The following is a 14357-nucleotide window of genomic DNA, read 5'->3' as shown; positions in this document are numbered from 1 at the left end:
TTACGCGGTTTCTCCCAGTTTAAACTTCATGGTTTGGATGGATTGATGTTTTGCAGGCTGCTCGTAAACAGACTGAACAAGATAAAGAGGACGTTGCTTGGTCTCGATAAAAATGCGGCCAATGTATTCGCCCAAAAGGCCAATCGACAGCAGTTGCACACCGCCCAATGCAAGTTGGACGACCATCATGGATGGGTAGCCAGTGACAGGCTCACCAAATACAACAGTTTTCATCACTATGAATGCGCCATAGATAAAGGCACTGAACGCCACCAATGCACCGGCAAGTGTCGCTAAACGCAAAGGACGAATGGAAAACGAGGTAATGCCGTCCATTGCAAGGCCAATCAGCTTGAGGTAGTTCCATTTGGTTTCACCACAGAAACGAGCGTCACGCTCAAACTGAACCGTCACTTGCTTGAAACCCGGCCAAGAAAAGATGCCTTTCATGTATCGGTTACGCTCTGGCAACGCATTGATGTGTTTAACCACTTTTGCGCTCAGTAAACGGAAATCGCCCACGTTCTCAGGCACATCCAATTTCGCCATGCTGTTAAGCACTTTATAAAAGCAAGCGGCCGAGAAGCGTTTGAACCAAGTTTCACCGTGGCGTTCGCTGCGCTGCATGTTCACCACGTCATACCCTTCACGCCATTTTGATACCATTTGCGGGATCAACTCCGGCGGGTCTTGCAAGTCGGCATCAATCACGATCACCGCTTCACCTTGGCAGTGTTCCAGGCCAGCGCTCATGGCGGACTCTTTGCCGAAGTTACGGCTTAGTGCAATACAACGAACGTCGCTAGAAGATTGAGAAAAGTTTTGCGCGATCATTAGGCTCTCGTCTTTGCTGCCGTCGTCCACATAAACGATTTCACAGCGTTCTGGCATTTCATCCAAAACGGCGGCTAAACGACGATGAAATTCAGGTAAGACTTCTTGCTCGTTAAAGAATGGCACCACAACAGACAAAACTGTTTTAGGCTCAGTGTGTTGGCTCACCTTTGAAAAGGTTGCAGCGTGAATGTTGAAGGTTGACATGCTACTCTTCCACTAAATCCGATGAATGAATCCAGTCTACAAACATCAACGTGAAAGAGATGTTATTGACATCTTTTTCACGTCCTTAGTGAATAATGTTCGGTTAAGACGAAATCTTATTTTCGAGCACCTGCCCACTTGGAGAGAAATACATGAAACGCGTACTTTTAGTCGAAGATAATCGAGAAATCGCAGGCATGCTGTTCGATTATTTTGAGTGTGCAGGTATGGAACTCGATTATGCAGACAACGGCGAACTCGGCCTGAAACTAGCGATGGAAAACACCTTCGACATCATCTTGCTCGATCTCATGCTGCCACGCATGGATGGCCTGACCATGTGTAATAAACTTCGCGACGCGGGCAACAACACACCGGTACTTATGCTGACGGCGCTCGATAGCCGTGACGATATGCTCAAAGGCTTCCAACACGGTGCGGATGACTATCTGACCAAACCTTTCGATCTGGATATTCTTGAAGCGCGCATGATGGCACTGATCCGCCGTTACCGTGGCACTGTCGCATCGAGCAAGTTGGAATACGGTGAAGTGTCTATCGACCAAAAAACGCGTAAAGCTTATCGCCAAGATAAACTGTTGGCGCTAAACCCTACCACTTACACCATTCTGGAAATGCTTGTGAAAAGCGCGCCAGACGTAGTGACACGCGAAGAAATTGCCTTCCAACTTTGGCAAGAGAACGAGCCGAACAACGACGTTCTGCGCAGCCACATTTACCAACTTCGCAACCAACTTGATAAGCCATTTGAACAACATGTGCTTATCACCGTGCCGAAAGTTGGCTTCCGCTTGGAGACAGGTGCATGATCAATCGCTTACTTGCTAGCACGCAAAGCACACAAAGTATGACAGGGCGACTCGCTCTGTTTTTCTCTTTTGTGTCGGTCGTGATTGGCATCTTCTGCTTTTTGTTGATTACCGGCTCCCTGCTTTGGTCTGAAGACCGCGTGGGCGAGCGTCGTATTATGGTCGACAAAAAAGAAGCAATTGAACATTTCCAGTCCCACCCAGAGCAAGGCAGTATTCAGCTTGACCTGCTCACCACTGCATACAACGACATCTCATTGGTTGCCGAGCGCTATCAAAAATACCTGATTGGTCAAAAGCACTTTCTTGATGAAGTAGAAGACGGTGAATACTCGCGCATGGTTTACATGAGCGCTTACACCTACAAAGGCGTTGAACATCCCGTTATTCTGGTTTCCTTGATTGATGAAATCGAGATCACCTCAGAGGAATTCATTCTCGTCGTCGCTATGGTGCTGTCCATTGTCGCCGTGCTGGTGTTCCTGTTTGGTAGCCTCCTGCTGCGCTTATCACAACGCTTGATTGAACCCGTCAATGCGCTTAAAACTCAACTCGACCATCATCAAGGCGATGCTACGCAAACTTTTAGCGTGCCAGAGGGATCAGCCAAAGAGTTCCAAACCCTCGCGGATGAGTTGAATGAGTATCGCCACAAAATCAACCAAGTCATCAAGCGCGAGCAAGCCTTTGCACGATACGCAAGCCATGAACTGCGTACACCGTTAACCGTAATGAAAGGCTCAAGCAGCCTACTGGCGAGAAGTGCGAACACGGATTTCCAGACTCGCCAAGTGAACCGAATTCAAGATGCAACGCAGCAGATGTCGACCATGGTAGATGCCCTACTCGGCTTAGTGCGTTACGAGCGTAATGCAGATGATTCACCAGTGCGCAGCATCACCGAAGAAGAACTCAACCAAATCATCTTCCAAAGCCAAGCTCAGGCGGATGAGAAAGCACTCAGCTTTGATGTACAGATCGACGGCAACCCTAGAACGCGCGCGACCAATGCCGTGTTGACCATTATTCTTGGCAACCTGATTCGCAACGGCATCGCTGCGACACCTTCGGGATCAATTCATATCAATATGGATGAAAACACCATCTCGGTGCGCGATGAAGGTGAAGGCTTTTCAACCATTCCACATTCTGATGGGCACGGATTAGGTTTGATGATTGTGGACGATTTGTGCCAACGCTATGGCTGGCAATTTAAGATTGGTACACATCCAGAAGGTGGTTGTGAGGCAGTAATTGATCTTGCGTCAGAGCATCAGGAATAACCGAAATGGTTGTACTGAAACACAGACTTTTTATCTGGGTTTAATGGCGTTACACTACGCGCCCTTTTTAACGGCAAGGTCGCGTGGTTGGACACGTCAGCAGTCACATGAAACTCTCTGAAAGCCCGATAACTCAACACAACTTCAACGGTCATACGTTTTTTCTTAAGCGTGATGACATGCTGCATTCTCACTTTTCTGGGAACAAAGCACGTAAGTTTATGACGTTAATGGAAGAGCAAAATCCCGACATCACCACGTTAATAAGCTTTGGCTCCGCTCAATCTAATGCCATGTACTCGCTAGCGGCTCTCGCCCAGATTAAAGGTTGGGCATTTGAGTTTTATGTTCATCACATTCCATCTTGGCTAAAAAGCTCCCCCATCGGAAACTATCGCGGCGCTCTCGATTTGGGTATGAAAATCACCGCCATGCAAGACATCGGTAGCGAACTCCACCCTATTGAATACGTCCACCAGGTACGAAGATTAGATGAGTCGACATTGCTTATTCCAGAGGGTGGACGTTCCCACCTCGCTGAAGCTGGCATCAAACAGTTAGCACGAGAAATTCTTGATTGGACGCGATTGAGAGGTAAAGAACAGTTTACCGTCGCCCTGCCATCAGGCACTGGCACGACCGCTTTATATCTTCATAAACATTTAAGCCCACACGGCATAGAAGTGCTAACTTGCCCTTGCGTAGGCGATGCAGATTACTTAACTGAGCAGTTCAACCAGCTCGGTGAAAACAGCCACCCAACCATTTTAAGCGTGCGCAACAAACACCATTTTGGCCGCTTGTACGAAGAAGATTACATCACATGGAAAGCACTCTTTGAACAAACCGACCTCGAATTTGACCTGTTATACGACCCGTATATGTGGCAATGCCTCACCCCTTGGTTGGAAGAGAACACAGATAGAACGGTGATTTACATTCACCAAGGCGGGTTACTTGGCAACGAGTCGATGTTGCCAAGATATCAACGAGAATTTGAATAGCGTGTTCAAATAAAGTTGTTGCTGATTACAGTGATTCCACTATTTGATGAGCGCCAGAATTTCTTTGAATTCAGGTACTCGGCAATCTTCGACCATTTCATACAAACACATTTCTAACCCAGTGAGCACCACACCGTTTGCGGTTAACTTCGCAAGAGCGAGCGCTTTATTGGCAGCGGTTCGGGAAGATACACAATCTGTGACTAATTCAACGCGATAACCGGACTGACGCAGAGAAACCGCGGTTTGATAGACGCAAATGTGGGATTCAATACCGCAAACCAACCAGGTATCAACTTTCGCGTTCTCCACCGCGACCTTAAACGTCGCCTCTTTGCAACCATCAAACGTGTACTTGGTAATAGGTAAATGCGTGCTTTCAAGCACTTCACGAATCGGCTCCGCGGTTGGGCCCAATTTTTCTGGATTCTGTTCTAGCCACAGAATAGGCAAATCTAGTGCTTTGGCGCCCTTTACCAGTTTCGTGATATTTTCAATCAGAGCGTCACTTTCATGCATTAATGTAGCGAGTTTGCCCTGAACATCCACCACAATCAGGCCCGTGTTTCCTTTCGATAACATTTCCATCTCCTATCTTGTGCGACCACAAACCATACTCAACAAGTTGAGCAATAGTTAATGTATCAGAATCCTTTCATGTTAGAGCACTAAAACCTAGAAAGATGACCTTCGCTCACACATTTGCTCTTAGTTAAGAGTGGTTTGAACTGACTATTTAAATTTCTCTCGAATTAGCTCAATCAAGGCTTTGACTTTATTGGGCAGAAATAAGGCCGAGGGATAAATCAGAGTAAGATGCTGCTTCGGATGCGCGAATTGAGGCAGCACCTCGACCAACAAACCATCTCGCAATGCAGGCTTGGAATGAATTTGTGGAATAAACGCGATGCCGTTTCCTGCTATCGCCATCGAGCGCAGCAAGTTGAGGTCGTCCGAGCGCAACGCCACATGCAGATCTGAATCGAGCAAATCAGCATTGTAACGATTAGTTAAAAGGCGATGCTGCTTAAGATCTTCCACCGTTTTTACTGGCGGATGCGATTCTAGATAGGCTTTTGACGCAACAAAGTGACTACGATAAGGCAAAAGACTGAACTGCACATAGCTGTCATCGGTGACTTTGACCACGCTCGGAAGAAGCTGCAAATCAAACGATTGACGCTTGAGATCGACACTCTCTTGATGGTTTTCAATCTCGACCGAAATATCCGGATACCGCGTTGTGTACTCGGTGATGATCGCGTTAAACGCGGCAGAGCTCATCAATGCGGAAGGAATGGCTAAACGCACCTTGCCCGTCAGCTCTTGTTGATATTCGTGCATGGCATTTAAACCTTGCTGAATATGGTCAATAGGCTGCCCCACCAACTCAAACAAGCGTTTCCCGTGCTCCGTCAACTCAATGCTGCGTGTTGTGCGAATCAAAAGCTGTACCCCGAGCGATTTCTCTAATTCTTGCAGGCGACGACTCACTTTTGATCGTTGTAGTTGATTCGCCTCTGCCGCTGCACTTATACCGCCGTGAACCACCGTCTGAGTGAATAGGTAAATATCATCAAAACTAACGTTCATTGTCCTATTTTTAGGTCATTTATGTTCGTATTATCATTCTACTGAATTGTGAGTGACTTCTCTATAATCCGCTATCCAATATGTTTAACGGAACTTGTAATGACGGCTGACCAAAAATTCAAACACTGGATGCGAACTTTGATTGTCCTGTTCATCGTACTATTTTTGTACATTATCATTGCTGACCGCCACGCCCCCTTAACGACCGAAGGACGAGTGCAAGGATACGTTGTCCAAGTCGCGCCCGAGGTATCTGGTAAAGTGACCGACGTTCTCATCGAGAATAACCAGTCCGTTCAAAAAGGCGATGTGTTGTTTACGATTGATGATCGTAAATACAAGATAGCACTTGAACAGGCGGAGCTGTCTCTGCAATCCGCTTATGAAAAAGAAGCAACGCTGTATTCTCAACGCGAAGCCGCTCTTGCCAATATTGCCCGCGCACAAGCGACATTTGATAATGCACACCGCGAATACAACCGCTTACTGACGTTATCGAAGCAGAAAGTCATCTCTCAATCGACACTCGATAATGCCTTTGCCCAAAATCAGGTATCACGTGCAGCGCTTAAAGCGGAAAGACAAAACTTAAAAGTCATTGAGGCGCAATTAGGCGATCAAAAAGGTCAAAGCACCGCCGTTCGAATTGCCAAAAACGGCATCGAAAAGGCGCAACTTGATTTGGCAAATACCGCGGTACTCGCTCCCAGTGATGGTGTCGTGACCAACCTGCAACTAGAAGTTGGCACTATGGCAAACACCAACATGCCATTGCTGACATTTGTACCAACAGGATCACTCTGGGTAGCCGCTGATTTTCGTGAAAAATCCGTCGCGAACGTAGACAAGACTTTCCACGCCTTGGTCACATTTGATGCCAACCCAGGTTCGGTGTACGACTTTGATTTAGCTAGCCGCGATTACGGTGTAGCAGCCGCACAACAAACGCCTAATGGCGCACTGACCAAAGTGGAAGTGAACAACCGCTGGGTACGTGATGCGCAGCGTACACGAGTGAACCTAACCAGCAGCGAAGAGTTACCACCAGCACTGTTTGTCGGCTCTCGCGCTACCATTGTTTTGTACCCAGACAACAGCATTTTCTGGCAGTTGATGGCGCAAGCACAGATTCACCTCGTAAGCTGGTTCCACTTCATTTACTAGGCGGCGACAATGAAAACCTTACGAATTTGGTTCGGCTGCTCTTTAGGGCTCGCGCTAAGCATGATCTTCGGTTGGTCTTACGGATTTTTTGCCATCATGATGCCGCTGTTTATATTGGGCAGAATGGACCACTTTAATCTAGCGGCTTTATTGATCGTGTTTTTCTCTGCGGTGTGGACAACCATACAAGCCACATTTTTGCTGGAATACTTGCAGTTTCATCCAACATTAATGACCGTAGCCGTCGGAATCATGATGCTGTTCAAGTGCATTGCGATGATGAACCAGAAAACCTATTTGTTTGGTTACATGGGGCTGTTAGTGGGTTCAATTGTGTTGAATTTTGCCAGCTATAACTTCATGGATATTGAAGAGTTCAATGTCAACATGTGGGTGATGGCGTTCAGCAATATTTTTGTTTGCGCATTCGCGTATTGGTTGTTCCCTGAGCCAAAGTCCCCCACCGAGCACATTGAGATGTCGACCCCAGTGAAAAGCGATATTGACTACATCAGCCAAGTTGCCATGGGTTGGGTAGTGGCGATGGCGGCGTTTATCGTATTCCAAGTAGCGGACTTATATGACTCGTTATCCGCACAAGCTTCCATTTTGATCATCCTAACCCCAATGACTTTAGCAGGCTCGCTCGCCATGGCAAAAATTCGCATCATCGGCACCGCACTAGGCTGCATCGCAGGGATGGCTGTTCAGCTGATATTGGGCAGTTGGTATGGGCATGGGCTACTCTTTTGGCTCGCCTTTACCATTGCAATGGGGCCATTCTGCTTGTGGCTCACAAAGGGGCAAATTAAAGCGGCTATCGCGTTTTCTGCCATGTCTGCCCTATCGGTTCCGCTGACGACTTCATTGGTGCCAGAACAAAAAGACGCGTTCTTTTCGATCTTGTACCGGTTCAGCTCGATTTTCGTTGCTGTTCTGCTCACCGCGATGGTGATGTGGGTGGTGCATCACTGGATTCGTGTGATATTGCTAAAGCATCCTGAGATGAAGAACGTGGAGTTGAATTAAATCTGGCCGAGGCTGGAAACGGGAAATGTATGTCGCTCACTTTACTGTGAGCGGCATTTTTATTTAAAACGGTCACCCTGAACATTGAGGAACGAGCGTGGTTCAGGATCTACTCACCGAGTGCTGTAAAGTTCTAAGGTTATCGCCATTTTCCAGTGAGTTGTTAGTAGATTCCTAGTCTCGTCTAGACTCGCTGGAATGACCAAAATTTGAATACAAGCCAAATAGTTGGGTATGTGAGTAACGTATCTTCCAACATCCGTCATCCTGAACAGCGAGGGACGAGCGTGGTTCAGGAGCTACTCACCGACTGCTTTGAAGTGCGAAAGTTATCGTCATTTCCTAGCGAGCAGTAACCCGATTCCTAGTCTCACTTAAACTCGCTGGAATGACCCAAAATTGAATACAAGCCAAATAATTGGGTATGTGAGTAACGTATCTTCCAACATCCGTCATCCTGAACAGCGAGGGACGAAGTGATTCAGAATCTACTAATCACGTGCTTTGAAGTGCGAAAGTTCTCGTCATTTACCAGCGAGCTGTTATCAGATTCCTAGTCTCGTTTAAACTCGCTGGAATGACGCTATCCTGAAACTGCTCTAATAACTAGGGTTGTGGCGAGCAATATATCTTCCAACATCCGTCATCCTGAACAGCGAGGGACGAGGTGATTCAGGAGCTCCCCACCGAGAGCTTTGAAGTGCGGAAGTTATCGCTATTTCCTAGCGAGCAGTAAACCGATTCCTAGTCTCATTTAAACTCGCTAGAATGACTCTAACTTTAGTTCATGGTGCGGAGCCTAAGTATTAATATCAACCCACCAACTCTTTACGAATGATCTCCGCACCCGCACTTAACGCATTGAGCTTAGCGGTCGATACTTCACGAGACAAAGGCGCCATACCGCAGTTGGTACATGGGTAAAGCTTGTCGGCATCAACGTACTTCAACGCCTCTCGCAGTGTGTTCGCCACTTCTTCTGGCGTTTCAATTTCGTTAGTAGCGACGTCAATCGCACCAACCATCACCTTCTTACCGCGAATCAACTCAAGTAACTCAATAGGCACTCGTGAGTTATGACACTCAAGCGAGATAATATCAATATTAGACTTCTGCAGCTTCGGGAATACTTCTTCGTATTGTCGCCATTCAGTGCCTAGCGTTTGCTTCCAATCCGTGTTCGCTTTGATGCCGTAGCCATAGCAGATGTGCACTGCAGTTTCACATTTCAGCCCTTCAATCGCACGCTCTAAACACGCAATGCCCCACTCGTTCACATCATCGAAAAACACATTAAACGCAGGCTCATCAAACTGAATGATATCGACACCTGCCGCTTCAAGCTCTTTCGCTTCTTGGTTGAGGATTTTTGCAAATTCCCAAGCCAGCTTTTCACGGCTACCGTAATGATCATCATAAAGTGTGTCGATCATCGTCATAGGGCCTGGAAGCGCCCACTTGATAGGTTGCTTAGTTTGCTGACGCAAGAACTTGGCATCTTCAACAAACACGGGCTTTGTGCGGCTTACTGGGCCAACCACAGTCGGAACACTTGCTTCATAACGGTTGCGAATAGTCACCGTTTTGCGGTTTTCAAAATCTACGCCGCTTAAATGCTCAATAAAAGTCGTCACAAAATGTTGCCGAGTTTGCTCGCCATCACTGACGATATCAACGCCTGCCAGTTCTTGTTCTTGCAAAGCGACACGTAGCGCATCGCGTTTGCCATCAATCAGTTCTTCACCTTGCAGTTTCCACGGTGACCAAAGTTTTTCTGGTTCGGCCAGCCAAGCAGGTTTCGGTAAGCTGCCAGCCGTTGAAGTCGGTAATAGTGTTTTCATCGTCATTCCTTTCTAGATTCTCGTTATCTTTTACGCGTAATTTGCAGACCATTGTTCAAGCACAGATTGATAAGGTTTGATGAAATGCTCCTCGGCAAATTTCCCTTGTTCAATCGCCAGTTGGCTGCGCTCTTCTCGGTCGTAAACGATTTGAGTTAGCGAGTGGTCTAGGTTTTTTAAGTTTGGCTGGTAGCAATTACCGGCAACCGCGTTGGCATTGTAAATCTCAGGTCGGTAAATCTTCTGGAATGTCTCCATCGTGCTTATCGTGCTGATAAGCTCTAGGTTTGAATAATCGTTCAACAAGTCACCGAAGAAGTAGAATGCCAATGGTGCAACACTGTTTGGCGGCATAAAGTAGCGCACCTGTAAGCCCATCTTTTTGAAGTATTGCTCCGTCAACGAAGATTCGTTCGGCTGATATTCAAAGCCCAAAACAGGATGTTGGTTTTCGGTGCGTCGATATACCTTGTTGTCCGATACACTCAGACAAATCACTGGCAGCTTTTTGAAATGCTGTTTATAAGACTCAGAATTAACGAAAGCTTTGAACAGTTTGCCATGCAAATCACCGAAGTTCGCTGGGATGCTGAACTGTGGCTGGTTTTTGTTGTGGTCCAACAGCAAAACGCTAAAGTCGTAATCACGAACGTATGAAGAGAAGTTATTGCCCACAATGCCTTCGATACGCTCGTTAGTGTTGTGGTCAACAATGTTAGTTTTGAGCACTTCAATCGATGGGAAGGCTTCTCCACTACCTTGGATATCCATATCAACGGAGATGATTTCAAGTTCAACGGAGTAGCGGTCACCTTGCGCGTTATCCCAATATGCCAACGCATTAAAACGATTATCGATCATTCGGAGCGCATTGCGCAGATTCTCTCGGCGGTAGTTTCCGCGAGCCAGATTAGCAAAGTTGGTAGTGATTCGCGTGTTGTCTGATGGTTGGTAATTCTCATCAAAGCGAATGCTTTTGATAGCAAATGTGAAATCGTTATTCATCGTGAGTTGGTATCCTATTTCCTTAGATAAAGCAGACTTTTCCTAACTCTGTGCATGGGGACATTTTTTGTTTTTTGGTTTTCCCAATCGTTAGGTTGCGCAGCGTTCACGACGAACAGTTCGTACTAAAAACGGTGGTCGCAGTGCCTAACACCAGAGCAGTCCGTTTTTTATACTTGCTTCACGAGTTGAGTAATATTGGTATTGTTTCACATTGAACATGAAGGAAATTCATAGTGGCAGTTCCAACCCTGAGAGAGCTATCGTAGATACTGTTTTTCATTGACACCAATACACGTAACTTGGCGAGCATATTGCCAATATGTGTAATTAAGAAACGGATAAGAGATTAGCAGTACGTAAACCAGTTTTAAGCCGAGAAAACGCATTGTATAAACAAGATGCCAACTGGAATATAGGACAGCGTAACTTAAATAGTACTTTTCACACTCCATCGTTTATTCAAGCATTCGTTTAATTAGAAGTACGTTACATTTATATTCTCGGAAACATGATTATTTAATTATCTTATTTATTTCTTTTTCTATCTTTACCATCTTAAACGTAAAGTTTAACTCCCTGCTGTAAAAGCACATATAACTTCATACACGAACATGGCAACTTCATTGACGGACTTTATCACTCAACTATTACATTAAGCTCTAAAAAACAACAACAAAAAAAACATAAGCCACTATTTTAATTTGAATTAAAACCATAAACCCGAGATGACCACATAACGATACTTTACTTAGTTTGGTATAACAAAAACCCTAAAAATAACATGGCTAACATTTATAAAATTCACTTTTATCAATAAAAAAGCTCAATATAACATTAGAAAATTAAAATTAAGTAATAACTTAAAAAGGCAAGACTTAATAACCAAATTCTTATTTATTATAGTTGAGAGGTGAATTTAAAAACTATGAGACATTAATCCCACGAATCTATCCTTTTTCTTTTTTTAATAAAAAACAAGATGCACTATTTCACCGCTCATTTATTGAGCTTGAATTTATAACCTGTCCATAATTATAAAGTGCCCATCAAGATAGTTTAAAACAAAAGTCTTTATGGGCTGACTAATAGGAAACAATAATGGAAAAACAGCATCTTTCCGCGAGTATTATCGCACTCGCTTTACTTGGTTCTTTAGCACCAGCACATGCTGAAGATACATTAAAATCTTACACTTCGACGTTGCTTCAGCTTGATGATGGTGATGCACGCTCGAAAAAAATCCGCTTAATTTATTCTTTAGAAAATGTCTGGAACCAATCTTTACTACCAAATGGCGCTAAAGAAGCTAAGTTGATCCTAAATGGCGGCTCTGGCTTCGACATGACTAATGTTCCAAACAAAGAACAAATCTATGGTTTTGCCACTGGGGGAGATTACCGTTACACCGTTCCAACGGCTTTTAAGCTGGCACTGAGCTATTTAAATGGCGCCCCTTTACGCCACATGAGCCATGCTCCAGAAAACACCATTGCAACGGCATCTGTCAGTGAGTCGCTAGATTTTAACCTTGGATTCAGTGCTTCTACTTCTCCAAATATTAGTGGGGGAATCTCCTGGAGCAACCGTGTAACGTACGACCAGCCAGAGTTTCAAACGGTTGCCGATTTTAACCAAGCTAACGAAAGCATTAATTGGTTAATTGAAAACAAGACTATCCGCCATAATACGCCAGCTAAAGACTGGTTATTGTATCGTTGGACCAGTTGTGACATGGGTAATTTGATTGATTACAATGAGTTACCTGTCGTTATGCGTTCAGATTTTAAACCACAAGTCGGCGTCGTATATAGAAAAAATGACATTCAAGATGGCCTAGATACATCAGAGGTCAAGCTGGTTGCTGGTTGGCGAAAAACCAATTACTACTTTGGTCGCGACTGGTGTAGCTGGTATACCACACCAGAAAATACCTGGAAGAAAAATCGTGATAGCAGTCAATGGACAGAGACTAGCCGAGCCGTAACTATCTCTTGGAATGACGATCTCTACCACTAACTTATTAGCCTGCGGCCACGGAATAAATAAGTGGCCGCCGTATTTACTAATGAAATAAACGGTAAGACATGACACATGACAAGTAACAAAAAACTCTTGACTGGATCGGCGCTAGCACTTGGTGCAGTACTCGCCATATTTCTGATTAATTCAAATAACAAGAATGCCCAGACCGAACCTGTTGCAAGCCTTGACGAGCAAATCAAGACAGAAGACGCTGCGACAATAAGTGTAACGCCTCCTGAGAGCAATGCTGCTCAAAAGGTGGTTACCACTCCAACACCACAAAGTGGCAATGATGATACTTCCGACGTCATTCCAGCTACACCTTGGATATCTGCCCCATTAAATGAACTGAGCAATGAACTGTACGATTTTATTGAAGCTGAACAGGTAAGTTACATCAGTACGACCGACTATCCATTCGACGAGAAAAAGCAAAAACAATTGCGAACATTAGCTAGGCAAGGGGTTCCTATCTTGTTTGACAATACGGAATCATCCTATTTGGATAGCTACGGTGTCAGCGAAACCAAAGTCGTATCAGAGTATTTTGGTACGGCGTCTGAAGGTGATGTCATCATCGCTACCGGAGTACAGAATGCAGATGGCAGCATTCATTATCTAGTTTTGCCTTTGAAGAGCAAAGATCTCAACGATAACAGTAAATTGATTGAGGACACTAAGCTCGCAATCACTCTACTTAAAGAACAAAAGCATGACTTGATAAAAGAGAGACAAAACGAACATCGCGAATAAAAAGTAAAGGGAGATAGCCTCTGTATCGCTATTTCCCTTAAAACTCAGTTCTCAATTAAGAAAAGCTCATTTCTCCCTACTTACCGGCACCCTATCCGAAATTACCTTGCCGTCTTTGATGGTGATGATGCGTTTAGTGCGCTCTGCCAGAGCGTTATCGTGCGTCACGATGATTAAGGTTCTACCTTCGGCGTGAAGTTGATTGAACAAGGCTTCAATCTCTGCGCCGGATTTTGAATCGAGCGCGCCGGTTGGCTCGTCAGCTAGAATGATTTGCGGATCGTTGACCAAGGCTCTTGCAATCGCGACCCTCTGTTTTTGACCACCAGAAAGCTGGTTTGGTTTATGGTCTAAACGATCCCCTAGCCCGACTTGCTCTAGCAATTTAGCTGCGCGCTGGCGACGTTCTTTGGCTTTGATACCAGAGTAAACCAACGGCAGTGCCACGTTATCAAGCGCCGTCGCGTATTCCAATAAGTTAAAGCTTTGGAAGACAAATCCGATCTTTTGGTTACGAATGCCAGCCAGCTCATTCGCACTTAAACTTGCGACGTTTTGGCCGCCAAGTTGGTACTTGCCATCGGTGGGCTTATCTAAACAGCCGAGCATGTTCATCAACGTTGATTTGCCTGAACCGGACGGGCCAAGAATCGAAAGAAACTCGCCTTGATTAATGGTTAAGTCAACGCCGTCTAGCGCGCGAACTTCCGCCTCCCCGCTTGAGTAGTATTTACAGATGTTGGTCAGCTCAACAAGCGGCTTGTTCGACATGTTCTTTCCAGAGTTATT

The 14357-nt window shown here is 45.3% G+C and carries 13 protein-coding genes; 7 read left to right on the top strand and 6 right to left on the bottom strand.

Going from position 1 to position 14357, the window contains the following annotated elements:
- A complete protein-coding gene (locus R7D93_RS05530; RefSeq protein WP_170897275.1) occupies positions 1–1041 on the bottom strand; it encodes a glycosyltransferase family 2 protein in 1041 nt (346 codons plus the stop codon).
- Positions 1042–1193: 152 nt separating this feature from the next.
- Here R7D93_RS05530 and R7D93_RS05525 point away from each other — a divergent pair, with 152 nt between their 5' ends.
- The 3 genes from R7D93_RS05525 to R7D93_RS05515 all read left to right on the top strand — a co-directional run bounded on the left by R7D93_RS05525 (position 1194) and on the right by R7D93_RS05515 (position 4158).
- Entirely contained in the window at positions 1194–1871 is a 678-nt protein-coding gene (locus R7D93_RS05525; protein WP_005389368.1) for a response regulator transcription factor, read from the top strand.
- Positions 1868–3154, top strand: a complete 1287-nt coding sequence (locus tag R7D93_RS05520) for a sensor histidine kinase (protein WP_064368612.1) — start codon at positions 1868–1870, stop codon at positions 3152–3154. Before R7D93_RS05525 ends, R7D93_RS05520 begins: the two co-directional genes overlap by 4 nt.
- 107 nt (positions 3155–3261) lie before the next feature.
- Positions 3262–4158, top strand: coding sequence for a 1-aminocyclopropane-1-carboxylate deaminase/D-cysteine desulfhydrase (locus R7D93_RS05515; RefSeq protein ID WP_225495392.1), 897 nt, complete (start codon positions 3262–3264; stop codon positions 4156–4158).
- A 39-nt stretch (positions 4159–4197) separates the two neighbouring features.
- Here the strand turns inward: R7D93_RS05515 and R7D93_RS05510 are convergent, their stop codons facing one another.
- Together R7D93_RS05510 and R7D93_RS05505 are read right to left on the bottom strand one after the other, a co-directional pair.
- Positions 4198–4740: a hydrolase gene (locus tag R7D93_RS05510; protein WP_213962766.1), complete on the bottom strand. Its 543-nt coding sequence runs from the start codon at positions 4738–4740 to the stop codon at positions 4198–4200.
- A gap of 150 nt (positions 4741–4890) precedes the next feature.
- Positions 4891–5751 (bottom strand): LysR family transcriptional regulator, encoded by an 861-nt coding sequence (locus R7D93_RS05505; RefSeq protein WP_005494676.1) that lies wholly within the window; start codon positions 5749–5751, stop codon positions 4891–4893.
- Between the two features lie 99 nt (positions 5752–5850).
- Here R7D93_RS05505 and R7D93_RS05500 point away from each other — a divergent pair, with 99 nt between their 5' ends.
- Positions 5851–6915 carry an HlyD family secretion protein gene (locus R7D93_RS05500; protein ID WP_064368614.1) on the top strand — a complete coding sequence of 355 codons (1065 nt, stop codon included), beginning with the start codon at positions 5851–5853 and terminating at the stop codon, positions 6913–6915.
- A 9-nt stretch (positions 6916–6924) separates the two neighbouring features.
- Positions 6925–7944, top strand: a complete 1020-nt coding sequence (locus R7D93_RS05495; RefSeq protein ID WP_130545125.1) for a DUF2955 domain-containing protein — start codon at positions 6925–6927, stop codon at positions 7942–7944.
- Between the two features lie 812 nt (positions 7945–8756).
- Here R7D93_RS05495 and R7D93_RS05490 read toward each other — a convergent pair.
- Positions 8757–9785, bottom strand: a complete 1029-nt coding sequence (locus tag R7D93_RS05490) for a methionine synthase (protein ID WP_213966767.1) — start codon at positions 9783–9785, stop codon at positions 8757–8759.
- A gap of 30 nt (positions 9786–9815) precedes the next feature.
- Positions 9816–10790 carry a DUF1852 domain-containing protein gene (locus R7D93_RS05485; protein WP_017636059.1) on the bottom strand — a complete coding sequence of 325 codons (975 nt, stop codon included), beginning with the start codon at positions 10788–10790 and terminating at the stop codon, positions 9816–9818.
- Between the two features lie 1101 nt (positions 10791–11891).
- Here R7D93_RS05485 and R7D93_RS05480 point away from each other — a divergent pair.
- Positions 11892–12809, top strand: a complete 918-nt coding sequence (locus R7D93_RS05480) for a leukocidin family pore-forming toxin (RefSeq protein ID WP_005376731.1) — start codon at positions 11892–11894, stop codon at positions 12807–12809.
- A 75-nt stretch (positions 12810–12884) separates the two neighbouring features.
- Complete coding sequence (locus tag R7D93_RS05475; protein ID WP_225495394.1) at positions 12885–13568, top strand: topoisomerase I; 684 nt, start codon at positions 12885–12887, stop codon at positions 13566–13568.
- Positions 13569–13634: 66 nt separating this feature from the next.
- On the opposite strand, the gene R7D93_RS05470 is transcribed toward R7D93_RS05475, so the two are convergent.
- Positions 13635–14339 (bottom strand): ABC transporter ATP-binding protein, encoded by a 705-nt coding sequence (locus tag R7D93_RS05470; RefSeq protein ID WP_025767247.1) that lies wholly within the window; start codon positions 14337–14339, stop codon positions 13635–13637.
- Between the last annotated feature and the right edge of the window lie 18 nt (positions 14340–14357).

This window comes from Vibrio sp. YT-15 (assembly GCF_033337445.1).
In the GTDB taxonomy this organism is placed as follows: Bacteria; Pseudomonadota; Gammaproteobacteria; order Enterobacterales; family Vibrionaceae; genus Vibrio; species Vibrio alginolyticus.
Note: the sequence above shows the minus strand (reverse complement) of the source record. Positions and strands in the feature narration are given on the sequence as shown.